General features: G+C 65.2%; 22 protein-coding genes. 14 read left to right on the top strand and 8 right to left on the bottom strand.

What is annotated here, in order from left to right; genetic code table 11:
• Positions 1 to 150 precede the first annotated feature (150 nt).
• The 13 genes from ACFVVK_RS09165 (at position 151) to urtE (ending at position 11,829) form a co-directional block, all read left to right on the top strand.
• Positions 151 to 453: an urease subunit gamma gene (locus ACFVVK_RS09165; protein ID WP_390266111.1), complete on the top strand. Its 303-nt coding sequence runs from the start codon at positions 151 to 153 to the stop codon at positions 451 to 453.
• 8 nt (positions 454 to 461) lie between these two features.
• Positions 462 to 797, top strand: coding sequence for an urease subunit beta (locus ACFVVK_RS09160; protein ID WP_390266110.1), 336 nt, complete (start codon positions 462 to 464; stop codon positions 795 to 797).
• On the top strand, positions 794 to 2,581 hold the full coding sequence (gene ureC / locus ACFVVK_RS09155) for an urease subunit alpha (RefSeq protein WP_390266109.1): 1,788 nt from the start codon (positions 794 to 796) through the stop codon (positions 2,579 to 2,581). The genes ACFVVK_RS09160 and ureC overlap by 4 nt, the downstream gene beginning before the upstream one ends.
• 16 nt (positions 2,582 to 2,597) lie before the next feature.
• Positions 2,598 to 3,080: an urease accessory protein UreE gene (ureE, locus tag ACFVVK_RS09150; RefSeq protein ID WP_390266108.1), complete on the top strand. Its 483-nt coding sequence runs from the start codon at positions 2,598 to 2,600 to the stop codon at positions 3,078 to 3,080.
• A 204-nt stretch (positions 3,081 to 3,284) separates the two neighbouring features.
• On the top strand, positions 3,285 to 3,953 hold the full coding sequence (locus ACFVVK_RS09145) for an urease accessory protein UreF (protein ID WP_390266107.1): 669 nt from the start codon (positions 3,285 to 3,287) through the stop codon (positions 3,951 to 3,953).
• A 34-nt stretch (positions 3,954 to 3,987) separates the two neighbouring features.
• Positions 3,988 to 4,605 (top strand): urease accessory protein UreG, encoded by a 618-nt coding sequence (ureG, locus tag ACFVVK_RS09140; protein WP_390266106.1) that lies wholly within the window; start codon positions 3,988 to 3,990, stop codon positions 4,603 to 4,605.
• Positions 4,602 to 5,516, top strand: a complete 915-nt coding sequence (locus tag ACFVVK_RS09135) for an urease accessory protein UreD (protein ID WP_390266105.1) — start codon at positions 4,602 to 4,604, stop codon at positions 5,514 to 5,516. Before ureG ends, ACFVVK_RS09135 begins: the two co-directional genes overlap by 4 nt.
• Positions 5,517 to 5,533: 17 nt before the next feature.
• Positions 5,534 to 6,580: a HoxN/HupN/NixA family nickel/cobalt transporter gene (locus ACFVVK_RS09130; protein WP_390266187.1), complete on the top strand. Its 1,047-nt coding sequence runs from the start codon at positions 5,534 to 5,536 to the stop codon at positions 6,578 to 6,580.
• A gap of 376 nt (positions 6,581 to 6,956) precedes the next feature.
• Positions 6,957 to 8,222, top strand: coding sequence for an urea ABC transporter substrate-binding protein (gene urtA / locus ACFVVK_RS09125; RefSeq protein WP_390266104.1), 1,266 nt, complete (start codon positions 6,957 to 6,959; stop codon positions 8,220 to 8,222).
• Between the two features lie 43 nt (positions 8,223 to 8,265).
• Positions 8,266 to 9,150, top strand: coding sequence for an urea ABC transporter permease subunit UrtB (gene urtB / locus ACFVVK_RS09120; protein WP_390266103.1), 885 nt, complete (start codon positions 8,266 to 8,268; stop codon positions 9,148 to 9,150).
• Positions 9,147 to 10,337 carry an urea ABC transporter permease subunit UrtC gene (urtC, locus tag ACFVVK_RS09115; RefSeq protein ID WP_390266102.1) on the top strand — a complete coding sequence of 397 codons (1,191 nt, stop codon included), beginning with the start codon at positions 9,147 to 9,149 and terminating at the stop codon, positions 10,335 to 10,337. The genes urtB and urtC overlap by 4 nt, the downstream gene beginning before the upstream one ends.
• Positions 10,334 to 11,137 (top strand): urea ABC transporter ATP-binding protein UrtD, encoded by an 804-nt coding sequence (gene urtD / locus ACFVVK_RS09110; RefSeq protein ID WP_390266101.1) that lies wholly within the window; start codon positions 10,334 to 10,336, stop codon positions 11,135 to 11,137. The genes urtC and urtD overlap by 4 nt, the downstream gene beginning before the upstream one ends.
• Positions 11,137 to 11,829, top strand: a complete 693-nt coding sequence (gene urtE, locus ACFVVK_RS09105; protein WP_390266100.1) for an urea ABC transporter ATP-binding subunit UrtE — start codon at positions 11,137 to 11,139, stop codon at positions 11,827 to 11,829. Before urtD ends, urtE begins: the two co-directional genes overlap by 1 nt.
• 131 nt (positions 11,830 to 11,960) lie before the next feature.
• On the opposite strand, the gene ACFVVK_RS09100 is transcribed toward urtE, so the two are convergent.
• The 4 genes from ACFVVK_RS09100 to ACFVVK_RS09085 form a co-directional block, all read right to left on the bottom strand.
• Positions 11,961 to 13,325, bottom strand: coding sequence for an MFS transporter (locus tag ACFVVK_RS09100; RefSeq protein WP_390266099.1), 1,365 nt, complete (start codon positions 13,323 to 13,325; stop codon positions 11,961 to 11,963).
• 81 nt (positions 13,326 to 13,406) lie between these two features.
• Positions 13,407 to 13,877 (bottom strand): RpiB/LacA/LacB family sugar-phosphate isomerase, encoded by a 471-nt coding sequence (locus ACFVVK_RS09095; RefSeq protein WP_390266098.1) that lies wholly within the window; start codon positions 13,875 to 13,877, stop codon positions 13,407 to 13,409.
• Between the two features lie 8 nt (positions 13,878 to 13,885).
• Positions 13,886 to 14,887: a ribokinase gene (locus tag ACFVVK_RS09090; RefSeq protein ID WP_390266097.1), complete on the bottom strand. Its 1,002-nt coding sequence runs from the start codon at positions 14,885 to 14,887 to the stop codon at positions 13,886 to 13,888.
• A 79-nt stretch (positions 14,888 to 14,966) separates the two neighbouring features.
• Positions 14,967 to 15,992, bottom strand: coding sequence for a LacI family DNA-binding transcriptional regulator (locus tag ACFVVK_RS09085; RefSeq protein WP_390266096.1), 1,026 nt, complete (start codon positions 15,990 to 15,992; stop codon positions 14,967 to 14,969).
• A gap of 216 nt (positions 15,993 to 16,208) precedes the next feature.
• On the opposite strand from ACFVVK_RS09085, the gene ACFVVK_RS09080 reads away from it, so the two are divergent.
• Complete coding sequence (locus ACFVVK_RS09080; RefSeq protein WP_390266095.1) at positions 16,209 to 17,048, top strand: ABC transporter ATP-binding protein; 840 nt, start codon at positions 16,209 to 16,211, stop codon at positions 17,046 to 17,048.
• Positions 17,049 to 17,101: 53 nt separating this feature from the next.
• On the opposite strand, the gene ACFVVK_RS09075 is transcribed toward ACFVVK_RS09080, so the two are convergent.
• From ACFVVK_RS09075 to araA, 4 genes are read right to left on the bottom strand one after another with little or no spacing between them, the layout of a single operon-like run.
• Positions 17,102 to 18,115 (bottom strand): LacI family DNA-binding transcriptional regulator, encoded by a 1,014-nt coding sequence (locus ACFVVK_RS09075; RefSeq protein ID WP_390266094.1) that lies wholly within the window; start codon positions 18,113 to 18,115, stop codon positions 17,102 to 17,104.
• A 14-nt stretch (positions 18,116 to 18,129) separates the two neighbouring features.
• Positions 18,130 to 19,167 (bottom strand): LacI family DNA-binding transcriptional regulator, encoded by a 1,038-nt coding sequence (locus tag ACFVVK_RS09070; protein ID WP_390266093.1) that lies wholly within the window; start codon positions 19,165 to 19,167, stop codon positions 18,130 to 18,132.
• 29 nt (positions 19,168 to 19,196) lie between these two features.
• Complete coding sequence (locus ACFVVK_RS09065) at positions 19,197 to 20,093, bottom strand: aldose 1-epimerase family protein (RefSeq protein WP_390266092.1); 897 nt, start codon at positions 20,091 to 20,093, stop codon at positions 19,197 to 19,199.
• Entirely contained in the window at positions 20,090 to 21,625 is a 1,536-nt protein-coding gene (araA, locus tag ACFVVK_RS09060) for an L-arabinose isomerase (protein WP_390266091.1), read from the bottom strand. The genes ACFVVK_RS09065 and araA overlap by 4 nt, the downstream gene beginning before the upstream one ends.
• Positions 21,626 to 21,645: the final 20 nt, after the last annotated feature.

The raw sequence follows: 21,645 nt of genomic DNA, 5'->3' as shown, positions 1-21,645 counted from the left end.
GGGCCGCACGAGCGGCTCAACCACGCCTCAATGACGCCTTCGTGACGCCTCGATGACGTAGGAAACCTGCAGGAAATCTCCCGGGCTTACGCTGGTCGCACCGCGGCATCCGCGGTCCGGCAGCCGGTCGGCTCTCGAAGGGATTCCGTCATGCACCTACTGCCCCGTGAGCAGGAAAAGCTCATGATCGTGCTCGCGGCGGACCTCGCCCGACGCCGCCAGGCCCGCGGACTGAAACTGAACTTCCCCGAGGCCGTCGCCGTCATCACCTACGAACTGATCGAAGGCGCCCGGGACGGCCACACCGTGGCGGAACTCATGAGTTACGGAACCACCCTCCTTGGCCGCGACGACGTCATGGAGGGCGTACCGGAAATGATCCACGACGTCCAGGTCGAGGCCACATTCCCGGACGGAACCAAGCTCGTCACCGTCCACGATCCGATCCGCTAGGGGCTTCCATGATTCCGGGAGAATACGTTCTCGGCAGTGCGCCGCTGGTGATCAACGCCGGCCGGGAGGCGGTGGAGATCGCCGTGACCAACTCCGGCGACCGGCCCGTCCAGGTGGGCTCGCACTACCATTTTGCCGAAGCGAACCCGGCGCTGCAGTTCGACCGGCAGGCCGCCTATGGCCGCCGCCTGGACATACCGGCCGGCACCGCCGCACGGTTCGAGCCGGGGGACAGCCGGAGCGTCAGACTGATCGAACTCGCGGGCAGCCGTGAAGTGTACGGCCTCAGCAACGCAGTCAACGGCACACTCCACGAGTCCGGAAAGCCAGGAGACGCCCAGTGAGTTTCGAATTGTCCCGCAAGCAGTACGCCGACCTCTACGGCCCGACCACCGGCGACGCCATCCGGCTGGCCGACACCGAGCTGTTCCTCGAGATCGAGAAAGACCTCACCGCCTACGGCGAGGAGGTGGTGTTCGGCGGCGGCAAGGTGATCCGCGACGGCATGGGCCAGAACGGCCAGATGACCCGGGACGGTGACGTCGTGGGGGGAGCCATCCCGGACACCGTGATCACCAACGTCGTAGTGCTGGACTACACCGGCATCTACAAGGCCGACGTCGCGCTCAGGGACGGCCACATCTTCCGGATCGGCAAGGCCGGCAACCCGCAGATCACCGACGGCGTGGACATCGTGATCGGTGCCAGCACCGAGATCATTGCCGGTGAACGGAAAATCCTGACCGCTGGCGGCATCGACTCGCACATCCATTTCATCTCCCCGGACCAAGTTTCCGCCGCCCTGTGCAGCGGGGTGACCACGATGGTGGGCGGCGGCACCGGCCCCGCCGAAGGCACCAAGGCCACCACCGTCACCCCCGGAAAATGGCACATCCAGCGGATGCTACAGGCGGCCGAAGGCCTCCCCATCAACATCGGCCTGTTTGGCAAGGGCCACGCGTCCGCCGTCGAGCCCCTGGCCGAACAGATCCGCGCCGGCGCGATCGGGCTGAAAGTCCACGAGGACTGGGGCTCCACCACCTCCTCGATCGACACCTCGCTGAAGGTCGCGGACCAATATGACGTCCAGGTGGCCATCCACACCGACACCCTGAACGAGTGCGGCTTTGTGGAGGACACCATCCGGGCCATCGACGGCCGGGTGATCCACACCTTCCACACCGAGGGCGCCGGCGGCGGCCACGCCCCGGACATCATCAAGATCGCCGGACTGCCCAACGTCCTGCCGGCGTCCACGAACCCCACCCTGCCGTACACGCGCAACACGATCGAAGAGCACCTGGACATGCTCATGGTGTGCCACCACCTGAACCCCGACATTCCGGAGGACGTGGCGTTCGCGGACTCACGGATCCGGGCCGAGACGATCGCCGCCGAGGACGTGCTGCAGGATCTGGGCATCTTCGCGATCACGTCCTCGGATTCCCAGGCCATGGGCCGGGTGGGCGAAGTGATCATCCGCACCTGGCAGGTGGCGGACAAGATGAAGAAGCAGCGCGGCGTGCTCAAAGACCCCCAGAGGGACGGCGCTGGGGACAGCACAGGCGGCGGGACGCACGGCGCGGCCGAGGGTTTGGGCGCGGAGAGCGATAACTTCCGGCTCAAGCGCTACGTGGCGAAATACACCATCAATCCGGCCATCGCGCAGGGGATGGCCGACTCGATCGGTTCGGTGGAAGTCGGAAAATTCGCTGACCTCGTGCTCTGGGATCCGGCGTTCTTCGGCGTGAAGCCGGAGCTGGTGCTCAAGGGCGGCCAGATCGCCTACGCCCTCATGGGCGACGCCAACGCCTCCATTCCCACCCCTCAGCCGCGCACCATGCGGCCGATGTTCGCCGCCTACGGCAAGGCCCTGCAGCAGTCCTCCATCACTTTCCTCTCGCAGGCCGCCATCGAGGCCGGGGTCCCGGAAGAGCTCGGGCTGGAGAAGGTCATTCGGCCGGTGTCCGGCATCCGGAGCCTCACGAAGGCTGACCTCAAGTACAACGGCGCCACCCCGGATATTGAGGTGGACCCGGAAACCTATCAGGTGAGGGTGGACGGCGAAGACGTCACCTGTGAACCGTCGGACGTGCTGCCCATGGCCCAGCGCTACTTCCTTTTCTAGGCTTCAGGAGTCGAACATGATCATCGAAAAGGTTCTCGGCAACACGCACGACGTTCCTCCCGGGCCCGACCCCTATCTCGGGCTCCACCGCGAAAAGGTGGTGCTGCCCAGCGCCCAGCTGGTCAAGCGCATCCAGCGTGTCACCACCGATCACGGCAAGGAGCTGGGCATCCGCCTGCCCTCGGGTTCGTCGGACCTGCGCGACGGCGACATCCTGCACGTGGCGGAGACCAACATGATCGTGGTGTCGGTGCTGCCCACCGACGTCCTGGTCATCGCCCCGCGTTCCATCCACGAAATGGGGGTGGTGGCACACTCCCTGGGCAACCGGCATCTGCAGGCCCAGTTCTTCGACGCTTCCTCGGAGTACGGGGCCGACGTGATGGTCTGCCAGTACGACCACACCGTGGAGGACTATCTCAAACACGTCGGAGCGCCCTACGACCGCCAGGAACGCGTGATGCCTGTACCTTTCCGCCATGCCGAACATAGCCATTAGTTCCGCGCAATGCGCGCCAGCGGGTGAAGGGGGCCGTGCCCGCTCCGCGGTGCCCGCCACGCCGCGGCCCCCTTCACCCGCCGCCGCTGCGGCCACGACGCGCGCCCTGCTAGGAAGGTGGCAGTCGCCACATCGCGGTGCCCGCCAGGCCGCGGCCCCCAAACCGGGGCGTCGCTTGGCTTCCTCACGTTGGGCGGCACTTCAGTGAGCGGATACCAGCTCGCTTTGCAGCAGTTGACGGATTCCGCGCTGCCTACTGGGGCGTTTGCTCACTCGCTGGGGTTTGAGGCCTATATTGAGCGCGGGTTGGTGCACGATGAGGAGTCGTTTGGGGTGTGGCTGGCGGCGTTTGTGGGGCAGCAGTTGACTTATTCGGATGCGTTGGCGATTCGGTTCCTGTATGACGGGGTGCCGGTTGGGGAACTGGATTCGTTGCTGACTGCGCAGCTTTTGCCACGGCAGGTGCGCGAGGCAAGTGTCAAGATGGGGAACCGGCTGCTGGAAATCGGGGCCGAGATTTTTCCGTCCCCGGGGCTGGCCGAGTACCGGGAGTTGGTGGCATCTGGGCGGGGTGCGGGGCACCAGCCGCTGGCGTTCGCGGTAATCACCCGCTCCCTGAGTGTCCCGCTGACCGAGGCCCTGGCAGCCTACTTGTTCGCCACGGTCACGTCGTTGACGCAGAACGCCGTCCGGGCGATCCCACTGGGGCAGAACGCCGGCCAGCGGCTCCTGCGCAAGGCCGCCGACGACGTTGATGCCGCCGCTGAGCGGGCCAGCCAACTCACGCCCGACGACTTTGGGTCGGTCAGCCCCGGCCTCGAAATTTCGCAGATGCGGCACGAGCGCCAGCGCGCCCGCATGTTCATGAGCTAGCCCAGTTTTCAAGGAAATATGTCTGGAGAAGAATATGTCTGAGTCCATCATCATCGGCATCGGCGGCCCGGTAGGTGCCGGCAAGACCCAACTCGTAGAGCGCCTCACCCGCCACATGAGCCGGGAAATCTCCATGGCGGCTATCACCAACGACATCTACACGATCGAGGATGCCAAAATCCTCGCCGCGAACGGGATCCTCCCGCTGGACCGGATCATCGGCGTCGAAACCGGCGGCTGCCCGCATACCGCCATCCGTGAAGACACCTCCATGAACACGGCAGCCATCGAGGAGCTGAAGAAGCGACACCCGGATCTGCAGGTGATTTTCGTCGAATCCGGCGGCGACAATCTCTCCGCCACGTTCAGCCCCGAACTCGTGGACTTCTCCATCTACATCATCGACGTCGCCCAGGGCGAGAAAATCCCGCGCAAGGCCGGCCAAGGCATGATCAAGTCCGACCTCTTCATCATCAACAAGACCGACCTCGCACCCCACGTCGGTGCGGACCTCTCCGTCATGGAACGGGATTCCAAGGAATTCAGGGGTGAGAAGCCGTTCTGCTTCACGAACCTCAAGACGGACGAGGGACTGGAGCGCGTCATCGAATGGGTGCGGCGGGACGTCCTGATGCTCGATCTGGCTTCATGAGCGCCGTACGGCTGAGTCCGGTGGCGGTCCAGCCCAGTGCGGTTGTCTCACCTAGGCCGGCGTCCGCTGATCGGCCCGTGATCGGTCGCCTTGAGCTTTTCATCGCTGACCGTGCGGGACGTTCTGTTGCCATGCGCCAGTTCCATCAGGGCGCCTTGCGCGTTTTGCGGCCGCATTACTTGGATGACTCCGGGCAGGTTTGTTATGTGGTCATAAATCCGGGCGGGGCGTATTTGGGGGCTGATCTTTATGTGATTGATGTGGAGGTGGCGGACGGGGCGAAGTTGCTGCTGACCACGCAGTCGGCCACCAAGATCTACCGGACGCCGGGGTCCTTTGCCGAGCAGCGGATGCGGCTGCGGCTGGGGGAGGGGGCGCAGTTGGAGCTGGCCCCGGACCAGGTGATCGCCTACAGGGACGCCAGCTACCGACAGAACACGCACGTTGCCATGCATCCGACGTCGAGCCTGATCATGGCCGAAATCATCACCCCGGGGTGGTCGCCGGAAGGCGCCTCGTTCCGGTACGAGGAACTGCGGCTGCGGACCGAGATCCGGGTCGAGTCCGGCGGAGCGGGCCGGCTGCTGGCCGTCGATAATCTGCTGATCCGGCCGCCGCAGCACGACGTGACCGGGATGGCGTTCATGGAGGGCTTCAGCCATCTGGGGTCATTGATCGTGGTTGACCCGCGCGTGGATCAGGCCCTCGCCGACGAACTGCACGAGATCACGGCTGTTTACGGAGCCCACACCGGCATTTCACTCACCGCCGCAGTGATGGGGACGGCAGGGCTGGTGATGCGATCACTCTCCAACAGCACGGAGGAACTCCAGCGCGTTGCCGGAGCCGCCACGGCCCTGCTGCGGAAACGCTGGTACGGCCAAGGTCCGTTGGACTTGAGGAGGTACTGATGGCCGCAGTCGAGCAGATGACGGTGCTGTACCGGCTCTACCGGGGGCGGGCGCACCTGCCGCTGAGGACCCGGCTCGTGGTGACTTTCGGTGCGGTGGCCGCACTGCATGTCGCCGCCGTCGTGCTCGTGGTGGCAGGTGTATCCGGAGGGGGACAGCCGCTGGGGATCGGGCTGGTCCTGACCGCCTATCTGGCCGGGGTGAAACACAGTTACGACTGCGACCACCTCGCGGCGATCGACAACTCCACCCGGAAGTTCGCGGCCGAGCACCGCGATCCGGTCAGTGTGGGCTTTGCCTTCAGTTTGGGTCACAGTTCCGTGGTGGTCCTCGCAGGGGTGCTCGTGGTTTCGGGAGTTTCGTTGGTGGGCGGTTTCATGGTCGAGGGGACTGCCGGCAACCGGATGCTCGGGTTGGTCGGCAGCGGGGTATCGGGGCTATTCCTGCTGGCCATGGGGGCATTCAACGGTTCGGCCTTCCTCCGGACCATCAAGGCCTGCCACGATGCCCGCAAGGGAGCCGAGATCTCCCATGATGATCTTGCCGCGCGGGGCTTCGTGGCCAGGCTGCTTGCCCGTCCGCTGGCCCGGGTCCGGCATCCCCGGAACATTTTCGTGATTGGTTTCCTCTTCGGGCTGGGCTTCGATACCGCCACCACCATCGGGCTGCTGGTCATGGCGGCGGCGGCCTCGCTGGCAGGCGTTCCCCCGCTCGCCCTGCTGGCGCTTCCGCTGGCCTTCGCAGCGGCCATGACGCTGTGCGACACCATCAACGGCGTGGCCATGATGCGAATGTACCGCTCGGCCTTGGCCGATCCGCGGCACAAACTCGGCTTCAATGCGGTCATTACCGGCCTGTCCGCGGTGTCCGCCCTCTTCATTGCGGTCATCACCCTGACCGGAGCCCTTCAGCGGGTATTCGGACTCGGCGACCCGCTGACCAGCTGGCTCCGGGCGGTGGATCTCGGCGACGGCGGGCTGCTGCTGGTGGCGCTGTTAACGTCCGTCTGGGCCTGTTTCTGGGCTGTGGCCTCGCTGCGTGGGCGAGCAAGGAGCGTACGCTGACCCACCCTGTCACAGCCGCCACGTCACAGCCGGGCTGGCAGGGGTAAGCTCCCCGGTCGTCAGCTATCTGGTGAACGGCGGCCACACCCGGGGCGGAGCGGCGAGTTGCGTCTTTTATGTCACCGGGAATCGGAACATGACGATCGCAAGGTTTCCTCCAGGTTAACTTTTGTGCCTGTGTTTTCCGGTCTTTTGCCGGTGAACTTACATTCGCAACCCCCGGCTGTGCGATGGACGAGGACTGCATGAAATGGGACAGAAACAAATTCAAAGCGTCCTGAAACAATTCGCTCCTACATTGAGCTCGTTGGGTCCGCCACCGGACCCGGGAGACCATGCGCTGCCTTGGGCAACGCGGAGCGAGAAGCAGGTAAACATGAAGGTTTCGGTAAGAAAGAGCGCTTTCATCCCCTTGGCCGCGGCAACCATGGCGATCGCCCTGGCGGGCTGCGGCAGTCAGGTTTCGAATCCGGCGTCCGCCGGTTCCTCCGCCAGCGGAGCAAAGTCCTGCGTCGACACGTCAGGTAGCAGCGTCAAGGTCGGATTCATCAACTCGCTGTCCGGCACGATGGCCATCAGCGAAAGCACCGTGTTCGATTCGCTCAGCCTGGCCGCCGAGGAAATCAATGCGGCCGGCGGTGTGCTGGGCAAACAGCTTCAGATCATCAGTGAAGACGGCGCCAGCGAACCCACGAAATTCGCCGAACGTGCCGGGAAGCTGATCCAGCAGGACTGCACGGCGGCGGTGTTCGGCGGTTGGACATCGTCCAGCCGCAAGGCGATGCTCCCCGTCTTCGAAGCCAACGACGCCCTGCTGTTCTACCCCGTGCAGTACGAGGGGCTCGAATCATCCAAGAACATCTTCTATACCGGCGCAACCACCAACCAGCAGATCATCCCGGCCCTGGACTACCTCGCTGAACAGGGCACCAAATCGATCTTCCTGGTCGGCAGCGATTATGTATTTCCCCGCACGGCCAACAAGATCATCCAGGCCTACGCCTCCGCCCACGGCATGAAGGTCCTGGGCGAGGAATACGCTCCCCTGGGTTCCACGGAATTTTCAACCATTGTCAACAAAGTCCGCGATTCCAAAGCCGACGCCGTGTTCAACACTCTCAACGGTGACAGCAACGTGGCCTTCTTCCGGCAGTACAAGAGCGTGGGACTGACAGCTGAATCGATGCCAGTGGTGTCGGTATCCATCGCCGAAGAGGAAGTCCCCGGCGTCGGGCTCGAGAACGTTGAGGGCCAGCTGACCGCCTGGGACTACTACCAGACCCTGGATACCCCGGCTAACAAGAAATTCGTGGCGGCCTTCAAAGCAAAGTTCGGGGCCGACAGGGTGACCAGCGACCCCATGGAGGCGGCCTACACCTCGCTTTACCTGTGGAAGGCCATGGTGGAAAAGGCCGGATCCTTCGAGGTGGATAAAGTCCAGGCTGCCGCGGGCGGTGTGACGTTTGAGGCACCTGAGGGAACGGTCACGGTAGACGCGAAGAACAACCACATCACCAAGACCCCCCGGATCGGGAAAATCACCTCCAATGGCCTGATCAACACGGTCTGGTCCTCGCCTGCCGCGGTGGAGCCTGACCCGTTCCTCGCCACGTACGACTGGGCCAAGGGCCTGGCCAAATAACTGCCGTCATCCCTGCACGAAATCGGAGGAAGGGCCCGCTGGAATGGAATTGCTGATTGGACAGATGTTCGCCGGACTCAGTCTCGGCTCGGTGCTGCTGCTTGCGGCGCTCGGGCTGTCACTGACCTTCGGCCAGATGGGGGTCATCAACATGGCCCACGGCGAATTCATGATGGCCGGTGCGTACACGGCCTTCGTGGTGCAGCGGAGCATCTCCGACGCCGGCCTCTCGCTGCTCGTATCCATTCCGGTGGGCTTCCTCGTGGGCGGGCTGCTGGGGCTTGTTCTCGAGGCCGTCCTGCTGCGCAGGATGTACCACCGCCCCTTGGACACCCTGCTGGTTACCTTCGGGGTGTCGCTCATCCTGCAGCAGGCCGCCCGGGACATCTTCGGGGCGCCCAGCGTGGACGTCCGGGCCCCACAGTGGCTGCAGGGCAACATCGAACTGCTGGGCGCCCCCATTCCGACGACCCGGCTGTTCATCCTGCTGCTGTCCCTCGTCTGTGTTTCCGCGCTGGTGGTGGTTTTGAAGGGGACCACGCTGGGGCGTCGGATACGGGCAGTAGTGCTGAACCGGGACCTCGCCGAGACGAGCGGCATTTGCAGCCGCCGCACGGACCAGTTGACGTTCTTCATTGGGTCAGGCCTCGCCGGTGTCGCGGGGGTGGCCGTCACCCTGATCGGGTCCACTAGCCCGTACTTGGGAACGAACTACATCGTCGACGCCTTCTTGGTGGTGGTGGCCGGAGGAGTCGGCCAGGTCAAGGGCGCGGTCATCGCCGCGTTCGCGCTTGGCGTGTTGCAATCCGTCTTTGAATTTTCGACGACGGCGAGCATCGGCAAAGTGCTGATCCTCGTTCTCGTGGTCGTGTTCCTTCAGCTTCGGCCGCAGGGCATCTTCAGCCTCAAGACAAGGAGCTTGGCATGAGCACATTCCTGACCAGCCGCTGGGGAGTACTGGCCGGATTCGCCCTGGGTGCAGGGCTCCTGTTGGTGGCGGCGCCCGTGGCCCTTTCCGTCTTCAACCTCGCCCTCCTGGGGAAATTCATCTGCTTCGCGATCGTGGCTGTAGGTATCGGCCTGGCCTGGGGCCGCGGCGGGATGCTGACCCTGGGCCAGGGGGTGTTCTTTGGCCTGGGCGCCTACATCATGGCGATGCATCTCAAGCTCGCCGATGCCTCCCTCTTCGGCGGTTCCGGCGTCCCGGATTTCATGTCGCTGTACGGCACCGGCAACGTTCCGGGGTGGTGGGAGCCGTTCCGGAACCCCGTGGTGACCCTGCTCGCCGTCGTTCTGGTGCCGGGACTGGTGGCGCTGGTTCTGGGCCTCGCCGTGTTCAAACGCCGCGTCAAGGGCGCCTATTTCGCGATCCTCAGCCAGGCTCTCGCCGCGGCTTTCGCCGTTTTCCTGATCGGCCAGCAGGCCACCACCGGGGGCTCTAACGGGTTAAGCGGCTTCCGGTCCTTCTTCGGCTTCGACCTGCAGGACCCAGCCAACAAATTGATGCTCTACTCGATGGCTGCGGTGGTGCTGCTGCTGGCGCTGGCGGCGACACGGCAGCTGATGGTCAGCCGATTCGGCGAACTGCTCGTTGCCGTACGGGACCAGGAAGAAAGGGTGCGGTTCCTCGGCTACGACCCGGCGGTCATCAAGACAGTCACCTATGTGATTGCCGCGGTGATGGCCGGGATCGCCGGGGCGCTGTTTGTTCCCCTCGTGGGGATCATCTCACCGGCGGACGTGGGAGTCATTCCGTCCATCGCCTTCCTGATCGGCGTGGCCATCGGCGGCAGGGCCACTCTGCTGGGCCCGGTGCTCGGCGCGCTCAGCGTCGCAATCGCGCAGACCAGCCTGTCTTCAACCTTCCCGTCCTTCTGGATCTACTTCCAAGGCCTTCTGTTTGTCCTGGTCATTGGTTTCATGCCCGGCGGGCTGGCCTCCCTGCCGGGCTTGATCGCCCGGCTGCGGGACCGCAGGCCCGCCGGGCAGCGAGCAGTTCCGGATCCTAAGGCGGCCGGCTCCGGGCTGCAAGACCGGGCAGGGTCGGGACCTGAGAGGTCCCTGGCGCCCGGCGCTGCAAAGTCCGCAGAGATTCCGGAGGAGGTTAGCCGATGACCAGCCCTACCCTGCTGCCCGACGGCGTTCCCCGCGCAGGCGGGCTCCGGCACGGCCGACCCAAGTACCTCGAAGTGCGTGGACTCACCGTTGCGTTTGACGGCGCCGTCGCGGTGGACAATGTTGACATCAACGTCGTCCAGGGCGATCTAAGGTTCCTCATCGGACCGAACGGCGCAGGTAAAACCACCATCATCGATGCGATCACCGGGCTGGTTCCGGCAACCGGGTCCGTAAACCATACCGGCATAGAAATCCTTGGCCGCAAGGTGCATCAGATCGCCCGGCTGGGCGTGGGGCGGACATTCCAGACGGCCAGCGTCTTCGAACACCTCTCTGTCCTCCAGAACCTGGACATCGCCGCCGGCTCGGGCCGCAACGCCCGCGAGCTGCTGCGGCGGCGCAAGGGCGTGGACCCCGCCGTGCAGGAGGCACTGGAAATCATCGGGCTGGAGAAGGCGGCGGATAGCCGGGCCGGAACACTGGCGCACGGGCAGAAGCAATGGCTTGAAATAGGCATGCTGCTGGTCCAGAACTCGGACATATTGCTCCTAGATGAGCCGATCGCCGGGATGAGCCAGGACGAGCGCGACGAAACGGGGGAATTGTTGCGCAGGATCGCCGCCAGCCGCATCACCATCGTGGTGGAACACGATATTGATTTTGTCCGGGAGTTCGCCACTTCTGTTACTGTGCTTGCCGCCGGGAAGGTGCTCAGCGAAGGCACGGTAGCCCAGGTTCAGGCCGACGCAAATGTGCAGAACGTGTATCTGGGCAATGCTGGATTGGAGGGGCACTGATGCTTGAAATCACGAACATGCAGACCGGCTACGGCCGCACGCAGGTCATTTCCGGGGTCAGTATCACCGTCCCCGACAATGCCCTTGTCGCCATCATGGGGCACAATGGCGCCGGGAAAACGACGCTGCTGCGCGCCGTCGTCGGGCTCCTCAAGCCCACCCGCGGGAGCATCCGCTTGGATGGAGAGGACATCACGGCATTGCCCCCGCACCAGCGGGTGGCGCGAGGAATGGCGTATGTTCCGCAGGGCCAGCAGTCCTTTGGGCAACTTACTGCCCAGGAAAACCTCCAGCTGGTAGCCGACGGGCGGAAGAATGGGAAGGAACGGGTGGCGGAGGCGTTGGACATGTTTCCGGCGCTCCGGCCGTTGCTGGGCCGGCGCGCAGGTCTCCTCTCCGGCGGTCAGCGCCAGCAACTGGCGATCGCCCGGGCCCTGGTCACGGAGCCCCGGATCCTCATTTTGGATGAGCCCACGGAAGGAATCCAGCCCAACGTGGTTGCCGAAATCCAGGAGACCATCATCAACCTGTCCCAGCGGAGCGGAATGCGGGTCCTGCTGGTAGAACAGCATGTCGGGTTTGCCCTCAAGGCCGCCGACAGCTATTACGTGCTGGCCGCCGGCCGGACAAGTTCCTCCGGGAAGGGCGGCGTTGAATCAGCGGCGGATGTGCGTGAAGCAATGCTGATCTGAGCGGGCGCGCCCTCGGCCCGGCCCGGATGTCCGGACGTGCGTCGTTGAACAGCCCCGCAAACGGCTGCGACCCGGATTGGCCCTCAACCGGCCAACCCGGGTCGCTCCTGTTATGAGGTCACCGCTGTGCGCTAGCGGGCAGCCGACGGTGCCGGCTGGCCAGCGCCGGCGGCCGGCATGCCGGCGATGATGGCGTCAACTTCAGCCTTTTCCGTGGCGCCCCAGGTTTCGCGGGTGTTCAGCACGCCGAGCAGGCCGATGATGCCCACCAGAACGTACAACGAGGCGCCGCCGGCCCACCCGAAGACGGAAGCCAGGAGAACCGCCAGGAAGGGGGCGAATCCGGAAATCGAGGCAGCAACCTGGTACCCGATGGATGCTCCGGAAGTCCTGGTGTTCGTCCGGAACAGCTCCGCGAACCAGGCGCCCTGCGTGCCGGTAAACGTGGCGTGGATGATGCCGATGCCGATCACGAACGCCAGGACAATGAGGAACGGGTTGCCGGTGTTGCTGAGCAGGAACATCGGGAAGCCGAAGACGATGACGGCGATGGTTCCGCCGAGGTAGAGCTTGCGCCGGCCGATGCGGTCGGTGAGCGCCCCGGCCATCATCGTGACCGGGATGGCCAGGAGGCTTGCGATCACAATGCCGGTCAGGCCGACAGCCCGGTCGCCGGGGTTGTTGTTGGTGATGTAGGAGAGCAGGTACGTGGCCGTGACGTAGTACGCGCAGCTCTCCACGATGCGCAGCGAGATCACCCGCAGGATGTTCCGCCAGTCATTTTTGACCACGGTGGCCAAGGGGTTCTTGACGATTGCGCCGGTGGCCTTGGTGTGTTCGAACTCCGGGGATTCCTCAAGTTTCATCCGGACAATCAGGCCCACGACGATCAGGATGGAGCTGGCAAGGAACGGCAGGCGCCAGGCCCAGTCGGTCTGCAGGGAGGCGGAGAGCAGGAAGGCGGCGTTTGCAAGAGTGATGCCCAGCGGGTTGCCCGCCTGCGGGATGGCGGAGTAGCAGCCGCGCCGCTTCCAGGGCGCGTGCTCGAAGGTCATCATGACGGCGCCGCCCCATTCCGCGCCGAAGGCGAGGCCCTGGATCATCCGGATGATGACCAGCAGGATGGGCGCAAGGATGCCGACCTGGCCGTATGTGGGAAGGCAGCCGATCAGGACGGTGGCGATGCCCATGGTCAGCAGCGCGCCGACGAGAACGGGCTTTCGGCCGAACTTGTCGCCGAGGTAGCCGCCTACAGCACCGCCGATGGGACGCATGAGGAAGCCCACGGCCAGGGTGGCGAACGCGAGGAGCGTTCCGACAACGGGGTCTGTGTTGGGGAAGAAGACCTTGCCGAAGTACAACGCCGCGGCTGTGCCGTAGGCGACGAAGTCGTAGTTTTCCACGCAGGTGCCGGCGGCCGAAGCCATGGCCGTCTTGATCTTTCCGGGTGAACCGTGGGCGGCCTGGCGAGGCCGGTCCGTGATTTCTGCCGTCATGTTCGATATCTCCTTTGATATTGCTGGGCAGCCTTGAGCGGTGTGCCGAAGGCCAGGTAAACGTTTGTCGTGCGAGGCCGGTCAGATTTCGGCTGCCAGCTCCCTGGCGCCCTCGAGTTCCATTTCGCGAAGCTTCCGTACCCGCCGGATGGTGTCCTCGTCGTTGTCGAACTTCGCGTCGAGGAAGGACTGGAGGACTTCCTTCGCGGTGGCCCGGCCAATCAGCCAGGCACCCATGGCGATGGCGTTCGCGTCGTCGTGCTCCACGCTTTGATGGGCGGAGTAGACGTCGTGTCCTAGGGCGCAGCGGATGCCCGGGATCTTATTGGCCGCCATCACGGCGCCGACCCCAGTGCCGCAGACCAGGACGGCCCGCTCGGCCTCGCCGGACCTGACGAGATCGCAGGTGGCCCTTGTGATGTCCGGGAAATCTACCGGCGCGTCGCTGGGCGAGCCGCGGTCAATGACCTCATGGCCGAGCTCCTCCAGGACTGTTTGGACAAACGATTTCAGCGGGAAGCCGGCGTGATCGTTGCCAAGTGCGATTTTCATGGGTCTCCTTAGTTCGGAACGACGGGACTGGACGTTGCAAGGGATGGTGCTGGTGCGGGGTTTTCCGCTGCTGGTACGGGGAGGGCCGGCAGTTTGCTTTCCGGGTCTTCGTCTGCCGGAAGTTCATCCCGCCATGGAATCGATTCCATGGCGCCGGTACGGGTAACGGCAAGAGCCGCCGCGCGGCTGGCGCGGGCCATGGCCGCGGGCAGCTCGCAGGCGCCTGCCAGCGATGCGGCGAGGTAGCCCACGAACGTGTCGCCGGCACCGGTGCTGTCCGCGGCGCTTACTTTCGTTGCCGGAACGTGCACGAGCTTGCCCTCGAGGACCGTAAAGGCCCCCTGCGCGCCGGCGGTGCACAGGACGGCCGCGCCCAGGATGGACGGTAGCGCCTGAACCAGCTCGTGGAGGTTCCCGGATATCCCGGCGAGGTCCGCCAGGACCTGGATTTCCTGTTCGTTCACCACCAGGAGGTCGACGTCGTCGAACAGTCCGTCGATCCGCCCGGGGGCGGGGGCAGCGTTAAGGATGACGGATGCCCCGCGGCTCTTCGCCGTGCGGGCGGCTTGCCGGACGAGCTCCGTGGGGATCTCCAGCTGCAGGACCAGGACATCGTCGGACCGCACAGCGGCGAGTCCCGCCTCGACGTCCGCGGCGGTGAGTGCAGCGTTCGCGCCCGGGCTGATGATGATCTGGTTTTCGCCCTGGTCGTCGACCGCGATAATCGCTGTTCCGGTCGCGGCAGCGCTGCTGACCCGGACGTGCCTCGCGTCGATGTGCGCCTCAGACAGGATCTGCAGAATCCGCCGTCCATGGGCGTCGTCGCCGACGGCGCCGGTAAATGCCGTCGCGGCACCGGCACGGGCCGCCGCCACGGCCTGGTTGCCGCCCTTGCCGCCCGGGCTGAAGGATGCGTCGGAGCCCCGCACGGTTTCGCCCGCCCGGGGCAGGGAACGGACCCGGATGTTCTGGTCGATATTGAGGCTTCCGACCACAAAAACCCTGCTCATTGGACGTGCTCCTTCGGTGGTGTCGAACGGGGACCCAAGCCGTAAATGAGAGGGGTCTGGCGGGAGGCAACCGATGTTGTCATGGCTGCCCAAGGCTGGGATCCGGGTTGCCCGAGGAGGCACGGACAACCAATTCGCTCGGCAGAACCACTGATTCCGGCTTCTGCCCGTCGATAACCTCCAGAAGGAGCCTGACCGCCGTCCGGCCCATTGCCTCGACATCGTGGGCGATAACGGTCAGCGGAGGATCAAGCAGGGAAAACCACTCGATGTCATCGAACGCGATGAGGGCCATGTCCCGACCGATGCGCAGGCCCTTGCGGTTCAGAGTGGCCAGCGCTCCGACGGCCATGGGGCTGTCGGCAGCCAACAGCGCGGTCGGCGGCTGGGCGAGGCCCAGAAGGTGGTGGGCGCCGGCTGAGCCGCTGGCTGACTGGAAGTCACCGAAATAGGTCAAGCCGGGATCGCTGCTCAGCCCGAACTCGCGGGCTGCGCGGGTGAATGACTTGAGCCGGTCCCGTCCGGTGGATGTGCTTTGTGGCCCGGCGATGTAGCCGACGCGTTGGTGACCCTGACGGGCAAGATGCTCCACGGCCTGCCGGATACCGGCTTCACTGTCCGTCGTGACGCTCGGGACGTCGATCCCGTCGATGGTGCGGTCGACGAACACCATCGGGATGTCCCGTTCCAGCAGGGCCTGAAGGCTGGAACTGCCTTCGCCCTGCGGTGCTGCTATGACGCCATCCACCCGCTGGGAAATGAAGGTGTCGAGATATCGGTCTTGCTGCGGGATGCTTTCGTTGGCGTTTCCCAGCAGGGTGACAAGCCCCTCCGAGAGGGCCGCCTGCTCGGCCGCGTGCGCCAGATCGGCGAAGAACGGGTTGCGGACGTCGGAAAGGAGCAACCCGATAACGTTGGTTCTGGTGGAGCGGAGTGCACGCGCCTGGGCGTTGGGGTGAAAATCCAACTCGGCGACGGCGGCGGCCACCTTCTGCCTGGACTCCGGGGAGGTGGCCGGGTTTCCGGAAAGCACTCTGGACGCGGTCGCGGGGGAGACGCCGGCGAGTGCCGCGACGTCTTTGATGGTGATGGACGGTCCCGTCACTGGTCTACCCCTCTCTTGAAGCTTCATCTTAAGTCCGCCATGGAATCGTTTCCATGGAATCGGTTCCACAAGTATGTGACACGCCTTACAAACTGTCAATGGCGGCGGGCGACGCCGCCGGCGGCCGCTTCCCACACGCACCGGCCCGATATCATGAGCCGGGAGTGTCTGGCCGAATACAGATCCTTTAATACACGTCCTTGAGGAGCCTTGGGAATGAACCATCAGCCGAACCGTGAAATGGTTGTGGAGTTGGAAGATGTGACGTTCCGCCGGGGTGACAAGGAAATCATCAGCGGGGTATCGATGTCTGTCCGGGCGGGAGAGCATTGGGCCCTGCTGGGCGCGAACGGGGCGGGGAAAAGCACGCTGATGGGGCTCTGCGGAGCCGTCACCCACCCCAGTTCCGGCACCGTGCGGGTCCTGGGCGAACGCCTGGGCCGCGTGGAACTGCAGGCCCTGCGGCGCGCCATTGGCCACGTCAATCCGCGGCACCGGATACTCTCCCCGCTGACCATCCACCAAGTTGTACTCACCGGCCTCACGGGCAGCAACGAACTGCCGGCCAGGTGGGAGCCGGGCCCCGCCCAGCTCGCCCGCGCCAATGCCCTGCTCGAAGAGCTCGGCCTGGCCGGCAAGGCCGCCTCCCGCTGGCCGACACTCTCGCAAGGGGAGCGGGGACGGGCCCTGATCGCCCGCGCGCTCATTTCCTCGCCCAAATTGCTGCTGCTTGATGAACCCTGCACGGGTTTGGACGTTGCTGCCCGGGAACAGCTGCTGGAAACCATCGACATTCTCACCCACACCCACCCGCAGATGGCGTCCGTCCTGGTCACTCACCATTTGGAAGAATTGCCGACGACCACCAGCCATGCCCTGCTGATCGCAGACGGCCGGACGGTCGCCGCCGGCCCGGCAGCAGAAATCATTACCAGCGCAAACATCACGTCCGCTTTCAGGCACCCCATCGAAGTTGAGCACCGGCACCGGCGCTGGAGCGCCCGCGTCGACCGTCCCCTCCGGTCAGTGCACTCCAGGGAAGCTGTCCCCGCCTGACAGCAGCTCGTGGGAGCGACCTGGCCAGAACTCAGTTGCCGAGCTCTTGGACATTAGACGGCGGCTGTAGTGCTCTTACGGACCACGAGTTCAGGTTCCACCACGGTGCTGCCCGGGCCTTTCCCCTCCCTGATGGCGGTCAACATGACATCCATGCAGCGCCGCCCCAGCTCCTCGAAATCCTGACGCACCGTGGTCAGGGGCGGGGTGAAGTAACCCGACTCGGGCTGGTCGTCGAAGCCCACAACGGAGACGTCCTCGGGCACCCGGACGCCAGCTTCGTTGAAGGCGCGCAGGAGACCCAGGGCCATCTGGTCGTTGCCCACGAACAGCGCCGTGGCGGAACGGTCCACGGCCAGTTTCCTGCCGATCTGGTAACCGCTGCCGGCACTCCAGTCACCCTCCACGAGCAGATCGGCGTCGAGGCCCGCCGATTCCAGAGCCGATCTCCAGCCCTCGGCCCGTGCGACGCCGTCGATCCAGTCCTGGGGCCCCGCGACATGCCCGATCCGGCGGTGGCCCTGCTCGATCAGATGCCTGACGGCGAGCTCCGTCCCGCGGAGCTGGTCCACCATGACGCCGCTCACGGCGTCGTTTCCCTGCGTCCCGACGGCCACCACGGGAATTCCGAGTGCCACCTCGGCGAGGGCTGCCAGGGTTTCCGAATGCGGCACGATCACCACGATGCCGTCCACGGACTGATCCAAAAAGTGCATGGTGGCGTCTTGAATCGCCTCCCGGCCAACCTCACGCAGGGCCGCAATGCTGACAAAGTACCCGGCGTCGCGCGCAGCCTGCTCGACTCCCAGCAAGGTGTTGGCCGGGCCATACTGGGACATCTCACTGCCCAGCACTCCGATTGTCTGGGAACGCCGGGTGACCAGGCTTCGCGCCGCGGTGTTGCGCCGGTAGCCCAGTTCGGCGATGGCCGCCTCAACCTTCCCCCGCGTGGAGGCGCTCACGTTGGGATGATTATTGATCACCCTGGACACAGTCTGGTGCGAGACTCCCGCGCGGTCCGCCACATCCTCAAGCCGTGGCAGGCGCCGCTCATTCCTTTGTCTCATGTGGCTATTCTGCGTCATTTGAGTGGCCGGGCAGTTGAAGACCGGACAATGAGTGTCGGATTTACGACTGATGCAGCGCTTGAATATCCGCTGCCCATGTCGAATCCGGTGTCCATCTCCGAAAGGAGCATCTGGATGCACCGGCCCCCGAGTTCCTTGAAACCCTGGTTGACGGAGGTAAGCGGTGGGACAAAGTAGGCCGCCTCGGGCTGGTCGTCATAGCCAACCACACTGATATCCTCCGGAACGCGCAGCCCCGCTTCAGCGAAGGCGCGCAGCGCTCCCAGGGCCATTTGGTCATTTGCCGCAAACAGGGCGGTGGCGGCGCGCCCACCCGCCAGCTCGAGGCCGGCCCGGTACCCGCTTTCAGCGCTCCAGTCGCCCCTGATCAGTGACGTAGCCGCCAGTCCGGCCTCCAGCAAGGTATGCCGCCACCCTTCAATGCGGGCTGCGGCATCGATCCAGTCGGGCGGCCCGGATACATGCGCGATTGCGGTGTGGCCGAGATCCACCAGGTGCTGCACTGCAAGGCTGGCGCCCATCCGCTGGTTCACTGCGGCGACTCTCAGCCCCTCGTCGACACCGAACCCGACGGCAACCAGGGGAACTGCGATCCTGATGGTGCGCAACGAACGGAACATCGCCTCATGCGGCACGATGACGACCATCCCGTCCACTGACTGCAGCATGAAATGCTCGAGCGCATCCCGGATGGCCGCCGGGGTCACTTTGCTAAGGCTCGCCATGCTCACGGAATACCCTTTGTCCCGCGCTGCCTCCTGGACTCCCAGCAGCACATTGGCAGGACCATACTCGGACATGCCGCTGCCCAGGACCCCGATGGTCTGGGAGCGCCGAGTCACCAGGCTGCGGGCTGCCGTGTTGCGGCGATAGCCCAATTCGGCGATGGCCTTTTCGACCCGCTCGCGTGTCTTCGCACTGACGTTGGGATGCTTGTTGAGGACCCGTGAAACCGTCTGATGGGAGACGCCGGCAAGCTTCGCCACGTCCTCCATTACAGCAGGACGCCTGTCCAATGAGTCTGCTCGCATCCCTCTCCTTTCCCGCGCGCCTCGTGCGTCTAAGCGGCGAAGATGCGCCAGGACGCCTGGTGTGATGTGCCGGGCTTCAGCTCCACCAAGTCCTGATCGCTGTTGAACGCATCCGGCGGGCAAGTCATGGGTTCCACGGCAAGCCCCAGCCGATTGGGCGCAGGCGGCTGCTTGTCGGCGGTGTGGATCTGGAGCCAGCGGCACTTCCGGTCCCAAGCCAATCCGACGCCGGTTCCGCCCGGGTCGCGGACGAGTACGCGGGCCTGTCCGTCGCCGTCGAACGCGATGTCGGTGAATGCGTGGTCGATCTCGATGGCGCCAATGGCGCGCGCGGCACGAAAGTCGAACTTGTGGCCTTCCACGGCGCGTATTTCCTTCGGCAGCAGCCGGTCCGGGGTGACCTCCAAGAATGCGCCCGCGGGGATTTCGAGGATCCAGTCGTCGAGGGGCGCCGGGCCGGCGACCAGGTAGGGGTGCGGGCAGACACCGTACGGGGCCGTGGCCCCGCCCACGTTGCTCGCGGTGACGCTAAAGTGCAGGCCGTTGCCGTCCAGCACGTACTGTGCCTGTAGCTCGAGCTCAAACGGGTAGCCGGCGGCGGGCCCCACAGTGCACACCAACGTAAGCGAGCCACCGTCCTGTTCATTCAGGGTCCAGTCGAGCGCAAAAGCCAGCCCGTGCAGGGACGTCTTCCGCTCTGGTTCATTGATCGGCAGCCGGTGCATCTCGCCGTCGAAGCTGTAAGTGCCGTCGGCGATGCGGTTTGGCCAAGGCGCCGCGATGATCCCCCGGTAATCGGGAACGGGACCGCCCGCCGGGGACGGGACAATCAGGTCCCGTCCCCGGTGGAGGAGCTCCCGCAGGGCCGCCCCCCGCGGGGTGATGACGGCGGCGTAGCCTCCGGCGCGGATTTCGTACTCGTTCACAGTCCGCCGGCGAGTTTGTAGTACGCGGCGTTCCAGGCGAGCTCTTTCTTGAACGCCCTGATGGTGGTGCCGTCGTCGATGGTGAGGAGCTCTGTCTGCGCGATGTCGGCGAAATCCTCGAAGACGTCCATGCCGATCTGGGTGCTCAGCACGGTGTGGTGCGCGGCTCCGGCGGTCAGCCAGGCGGCGGCCGACGTCGCGAAGTCCGGCTTGGGCGACCACAGCGCCCGGGCGACGGGCAGGTTGGGCAGCGGTTCGTCGAGGTCGACGACGTCGACGGCGTTTGCCACGAGGCGGAAGCGGTCGCGCATGTCCGACAGGGCGACGACGACGCCGGGGCCGGCGTCGGTGTCAAAGACCAGCCGCACGGGGTCCTCCTTGCCGCCGATCCCGAGGGGGTGGATCTCCACGCGGGGTTTGGTGGCGGTCAGGGAGGGGCAGACCTCGAGCATGTGCGCGCCAAGAATCTTCTCCTGGCCCGGGACCAGGTGGTAGGTGTAGTCCTCCATGAGCGATGCGCCGCCGGGAAGGCCGGCGCCCATGACCTTGGCCGCGCGGACCAGGATGGCGGTCTTCCAGTCACCCTCGGCGCCAAACCCGTAACCGTCGGCCATCAGCCGCTGGACCGCCATGCCAGGCAGCTGGCGCAGCGCGCCGAGGTCCTCAAAGGAGGTGGTGAACGCGGCGGAACCGTTGGCTTCGAGGAAACTGCGCAGGCCAAGCTCGATCCGTGCACTGTAGCGCAGCGATTCGTGCCGGGCACCGCCCGCCTGAAGCTCCGGGGCTACCTCATAAAGGCGCCCGTACTCGGCGATGAGGGCGTCGACGTCGGACTCCGCGGCGCCGTGCACGGCGCCGGCGAGCTCGTTGACGGACCAGGTGTTGACGGAGACGCCGAAGCGCAGTTCGGCCTCGGTCTTGTCGCCTTCGGTGACGGCGACGTTGCGCATGTTGTCCCCGAATCGGGTGAGCTTGAGGGTCCGGACGGCGGCCCAGCCTGCGGAGGCGCGCTGCCAGGCGCCGACCTGGCGGGTGACCTCCGGGTTGGAGACGTGGCCCACCACGGTCTTGCGCGGGATGCCCAGCCGGGACTGGATATAACCGAATTCGCGGTCGCCGTGGGCGGCCTGGTTCAGGTTCATGAAGTCGAAGTCGATGTCCGCCCACGGCAGTTCAACGTTGGCCTGGGTGTGCAGGTGCAGCAACGGTTTGCGCAGCAGGTCCAAGCCCTGAATCCACATCTTGGCCGGGGAGAAGGTGTGCATCCAGGCGGTCACGCCGATCACGGCGTCCTCGGAGTTCGCGTCGAGGGCGGTGCGGCGGATGGCGTCGGAGTCGGTGAGGACCGGCTTCCAGACGACCTTGACCGGGACGGCGGAGGACGCGTTCAGCGCGTCCGCAATCTCCTGCGACTGCGCGGCCACCTGCTTCAGGACGTCCTCGCCGTAGAGGTGCTGGCTGCCGGTCAGGAACCAGACCTCGTACTGCTCAAGGGACGTGCTGTTGGCGGAGGTGCTGCTGGCGTGGGGCATGGGTTTCTCCTGGAGGTTCT

The sequence above is a fragment of the Arthrobacter sp. NPDC058192 genome (genome assembly GCF_042883665.1).
Classification (GTDB): Bacteria; Actinomycetota; Actinomycetes; order Actinomycetales; family Micrococcaceae; genus Arthrobacter.
The sequence above is the reverse complement of the archived record's forward strand: the minus strand, read 5'-3'. Positions and strand labels throughout refer to the sequence as shown.

Coding starts and splice junctions, on each gene's coding strand:
- ureG (WP_390266106.1), top strand. CDS start 3,988: ATGTCTGAGTCCATCATCATCGGCATCGGCGGCCCGGTAGGTGCCGGC.
- ACFVVK_RS09070 (WP_390266093.1), bottom strand. CDS start 19,167: ATGCGAGCAGACTCATTGGACAGGCGTCCTGCTGTAATGGAGGACGTG.
- ACFVVK_RS09135 (WP_390266105.1), top strand. CDS start 4,602: ATGAGCGCCGTACGGCTGAGTCCGGTGGCGGTCCAGCCCAGTGCGGTT.
- urtC (WP_390266102.1), top strand. CDS start 9,147: ATGAGCACATTCCTGACCAGCCGCTGGGGAGTACTGGCCGGATTCGCC.
- ACFVVK_RS09160 (WP_390266110.1), top strand. CDS start 462: ATGATTCCGGGAGAATACGTTCTCGGCAGTGCGCCGCTGGTGATCAAC.
- ACFVVK_RS09130 (WP_390266187.1), top strand. CDS start 5,534: ATGACGGTGCTGTACCGGCTCTACCGGGGGCGGGCGCACCTGCCGCTG.
- ureE (WP_390266108.1), top strand. CDS start 2,598: ATGATCATCGAAAAGGTTCTCGGCAACACGCACGACGTTCCTCCCGGG.
- urtB (WP_390266103.1), top strand. CDS start 8,266: ATGGAATTGCTGATTGGACAGATGTTCGCCGGACTCAGTCTCGGCTCG.
- urtD (WP_390266101.1), top strand. CDS start 10,334: ATGACCAGCCCTACCCTGCTGCCCGACGGCGTTCCCCGCGCAGGCGGG.
- urtE (WP_390266100.1), top strand. CDS start 11,137: ATGCTTGAAATCACGAACATGCAGACCGGCTACGGCCGCACGCAGGTC.
- ACFVVK_RS09095 (WP_390266098.1), bottom strand. CDS start 13,877: ATGAAAATCGCACTTGGCAACGATCACGCCGGCTTCCCGCTGAAATCG.
- urtA (WP_390266104.1), top strand. CDS start 6,957: ATGAAGGTTTCGGTAAGAAAGAGCGCTTTCATCCCCTTGGCCGCGGCA.
- ACFVVK_RS09080 (WP_390266095.1), top strand. CDS start 16,209: ATGAACCATCAGCCGAACCGTGAAATGGTTGTGGAGTTGGAAGATGTG.
- ACFVVK_RS09090 (WP_390266097.1), bottom strand. CDS start 14,887: ATGAGCAGGGTTTTTGTGGTCGGAAGCCTCAATATCGACCAGAACATC.
- ACFVVK_RS09165 (WP_390266111.1), top strand. CDS start 151: ATGCACCTACTGCCCCGTGAGCAGGAAAAGCTCATGATCGTGCTCGCG.
- ACFVVK_RS09100 (WP_390266099.1), bottom strand. CDS start 13,325: ATGACGGCAGAAATCACGGACCGGCCTCGCCAGGCCGCCCACGGTTCA.
- araA (WP_390266091.1), bottom strand. CDS start 21,625: ATGCCCCACGCCAGCAGCACCTCCGCCAACAGCACGTCCCTTGAGCAG.
- ACFVVK_RS09075 (WP_390266094.1), bottom strand. CDS start 18,115: ATGAGACAAAGGAATGAGCGGCGCCTGCCACGGCTTGAGGATGTGGCG.